Source organism: Escherichia sp. WS33, from assembly GCF_046486385.1.
Lineage (GTDB): Bacteria > Pseudomonadota > Gammaproteobacteria > Enterobacterales > Enterobacteriaceae > ECMA0423.
The window spans coordinates 1-2,765 of sequence record NZ_JBJQLJ010000071.1; the positions used below are offsets into that span (position 1 = coordinate 1).

Consider the following 2,765-nt stretch of genomic DNA (forward strand, 5'->3'; position numbering starts at 1 on the left):
GGCTTGCACGCCCTGCGGCACGTACAGCTTGGTTTCGCCGAGGTCGCGGATGCGCGGCGCGAAGCGGAAGCCTAGCAGGTGCATCAGGGCAAAGACGTGATCGGTGAAGCCGGCCGTGTCGGTGTAGTGCTCCTCGATCCGCAGGTCGGACTCGTGGTACAGCAGGCCGTCGAGCACATAGGTGGAATCGCGGACGCCGACATTCACCACGCGGGTGCTGAACGGCGCGTACTGGTCGGAGATATGGGTATAGAACAGCCGTCCCGGCTCGCTACCGTACTTCGGGTTGACGTGCCCGGTGCTCTCGCCCCGGCCACCCGCGCGGAAGCGCTGGCCATCGGAGGATGAGGTCGTGCCGTCGCCCCAGTGGGCGGCAAAGGCGTGGCGATACTGGTGGTTGACCAGCTCGGCCAAGGCCGCCGAATAGGTTTCGTCGCGGATGTGCCAGGCTTGCAGCCAGGACAGCTTGGCGTAGGTCAGGCCGGGGCTCGACTCGGCCATCTTGGTCAGCCCGAGGTTGATCGCATCACCGAGGATTGCGGACAGCAGCAACGTCCTGTCTTTGGCCTCGGCCCCGTCCTTCAAGTGGGTGAAGTGGCGGCTGAAGCCCGTCCAGTCGTCCACGTCCATCAGCAGTTCGGTGATCTTGATGCGCGGCAGTAACTGGCTGGTTTGGTCGATCAGCGCCTGCGCCCGATCCGGCACCGCCGCATCCAGCGGGGTGATTTTCAGCCCTGACTCGGTGAGGATGGCATCGGGCAGCTCGTTGTCCTTGGCCAGGCGGGTGACGGTGGCCAACTGCTCGTCCAGCAGCTGCAAACGCTCTTCCAGGTACTGGTCGCTGTTCGGGTTGATCGCCAGGGGCAGGGCCTGCTCGCGCTTGAGTGCGGCGAACTTCTCGGCCGGCAGCAGGTAGTCGTCGAAGTCGCGGAACTGCCGCGAGCCCTTGACCCAGATGTCGCCGGAGCGCAGGGCGTTCTTCAGCTCGGACAGGGCGCAGATTTCGTAGAATTTCCGGTCGAGGCCTTCCGGGGTGATCACCAGCGGCTTCCAGCGCGGCTTGATGAAGGCCGTGGGTGCATCGGCCGGCACCTTGCGCAGGTTGTCGGCGTTCATCTCACGCAGGGTCTGCACGGCTGCCAGCACGCCTTGCGCGGCCGGCCCGTGCTGTTCCCCAACTTTTCGCTCGGCGAAGAGTATGAACATGCGCCGCCGGCGACGAATCGCCAAATCTCACCGTATCTCCCGAGCGGACGATTTCGCACCGGTCTGCCCGTCGAAGGGCTTGCGATCGAACGGGGCGACCTTTTCTATGCATGTCCGCGAGCCAGCGTCTTTTATGGCACGGCGCTCGACGCCGACCTTCGGACGCGCGGCGTAAGCACGCTTGTCATGGCCGGGATAAGCACCACCGGCGTTGTTCTTTCAAGCGTCGCCTGGGCTAGTGATGCGGACTACGACGTGCGTTTGGTCCAGGACTGCTGCTACGACCCGGATCGGGATGCCCACGAAGCTCTGTTGCGTTCCGGGTTCGGCGGACGTGTACAGGTCGTGTAATTTTCGGGCCTCGCATGATCGCGGCCATAGCCGCAGGTGGATTGGTGCGAGGCAGGGCCAGTCCAAGTCAGGGTGCGGTCATCGCGGCGCCTGCAACTCTCAAAAACCCATCGCCGTAGCGGAGGTCTTGTAATCGCATGTCATTACGCACGCCCGATTTATTGTTCACAGCGATAGCACCTGCCATTTGGGGCAGCACCTACATTGTCACCACCCAATACCTGCCGAACTTCTCACCGATGACGGTCGCGATGCTGCGGGCGTTGCCGGCGGGTTTATTGCTCGTGATGATCGTCCGACAGATTCCAACGGGAATCTGGTGGATGCGCATCTTCATCCTCGGCGCACTTAATATTTCGCTATTCTGGAGCTTGTTGTTTATTTCGGTCTACCGCCTGCCGGGCGGGGTCGCGGCGACGGTAGGCGCTGTGCAGCCGCTGATGGTCGTGTTCATCTCTGCCGCTCTGCTAGGTAGCCCGATACGATTGATGGCGGTCCTGGGGGCTATTTGCGGAACTGCGGGCGTGGCGCTGTTGGTGTTGACACCAAACGCAGCGCTAGATCCTGTCGGCGTCGCAGCGGGCCTGGCGGGGGCGGTTTCCATGGCGTTCGGAACCGTGCTGACCCGCAAGTGGCAACCTCCCGTGCCTCTGCTCACCTTTACCGCCTGGCAACTGGCGGCCGGAGGACTTCTGCTCGTTCCAGTAGCTTTAGTGTTTGATCCGCCAATCCCGATGCCTACAGGAACCAATGTTCTCGGCCTGGCGTGGCTCGGCCTGATCGGAGCGGGTTTAACCTACTTCCTTTGGTTCCGGGGGATCTCGCGACTCGAACCTACAGTTGTTTCCTTACTGGGCTTTCTCAGCCCGGGGACCGCCGTGTTGCTAGGATGGTTGTTCTTGGATCAGACGCTGAGTGCGCTTCAAATCATCGGCGTCCTGCTCGTGATCGGGAGTATCTGGCTGGGCCAACGTTCCAACCGCACTCCTAGGGCGCGTATAGCTTGCCGGAAGTCGCCTTGACCCGCATGGCATAGGCCTATCGTTTCCACGATCAGCGATCGGCTCGTTGCCCTGCGCCGCTCCAAAGCCCGCGACGCAGCGCCGGCAGGCAGAGCAAGTAGAGGGCAGCGCCTGCAATCCATGCCCACCCGTTCCACGTTGTTATAGAAGCCGCATAGATCGCCGTGAAGAGGAGGGGTCCGACGA

2 protein-coding genes and 2 pseudogenes are annotated in these 2,765 nt (G+C 62.5%); 2 read left to right on the forward strand and 2 right to left on the reverse strand.

The window, feature by feature from the left end; genetic code table 11:
- Positions 1–1,161, reverse strand: a pseudogene (locus ACJHXA_RS23650) (Tn3 family transposase); the annotation flags it as partial.
- Between the two features lie 3 nt (positions 1,162–1,164).
- Between ACJHXA_RS23650 and ACJHXA_RS23655 the strand changes: the two are divergent.
- Together ACJHXA_RS23655 and ACJHXA_RS23660 are read left to right on the forward strand one after the other, a co-directional pair.
- Entirely contained in the window at positions 1,165–1,557 is a 393-nt protein-coding gene (locus ACJHXA_RS23655; protein WP_001351729.1) for a cysteine hydrolase family protein, read from the forward strand.
- 137 nt (positions 1,558–1,694) lie between these two features.
- Positions 1,695–2,579 carry a DMT family transporter gene (locus ACJHXA_RS23660; protein WP_000058717.1) on the forward strand — a complete coding sequence of 295 codons (885 nt, stop codon included), beginning with the start codon at positions 1,695–1,697 and terminating at the stop codon, positions 2,577–2,579.
- Between the two features lie 31 nt (positions 2,580–2,610).
- Here ACJHXA_RS23660 and ACJHXA_RS23665 read toward each other — a convergent pair.
- Positions 2,611–2,765, reverse strand: a pseudogene (locus ACJHXA_RS23665) (TCR/Tet family MFS transporter); the annotation flags it as partial.

Coding starts and splice junctions, on each gene's coding strand:
- ACJHXA_RS23660 (WP_000058717.1), top strand. CDS start 1,695: ATGTCATTACGCACGCCCGATTTATTGTTCACAGCGATAGCACCTGCC.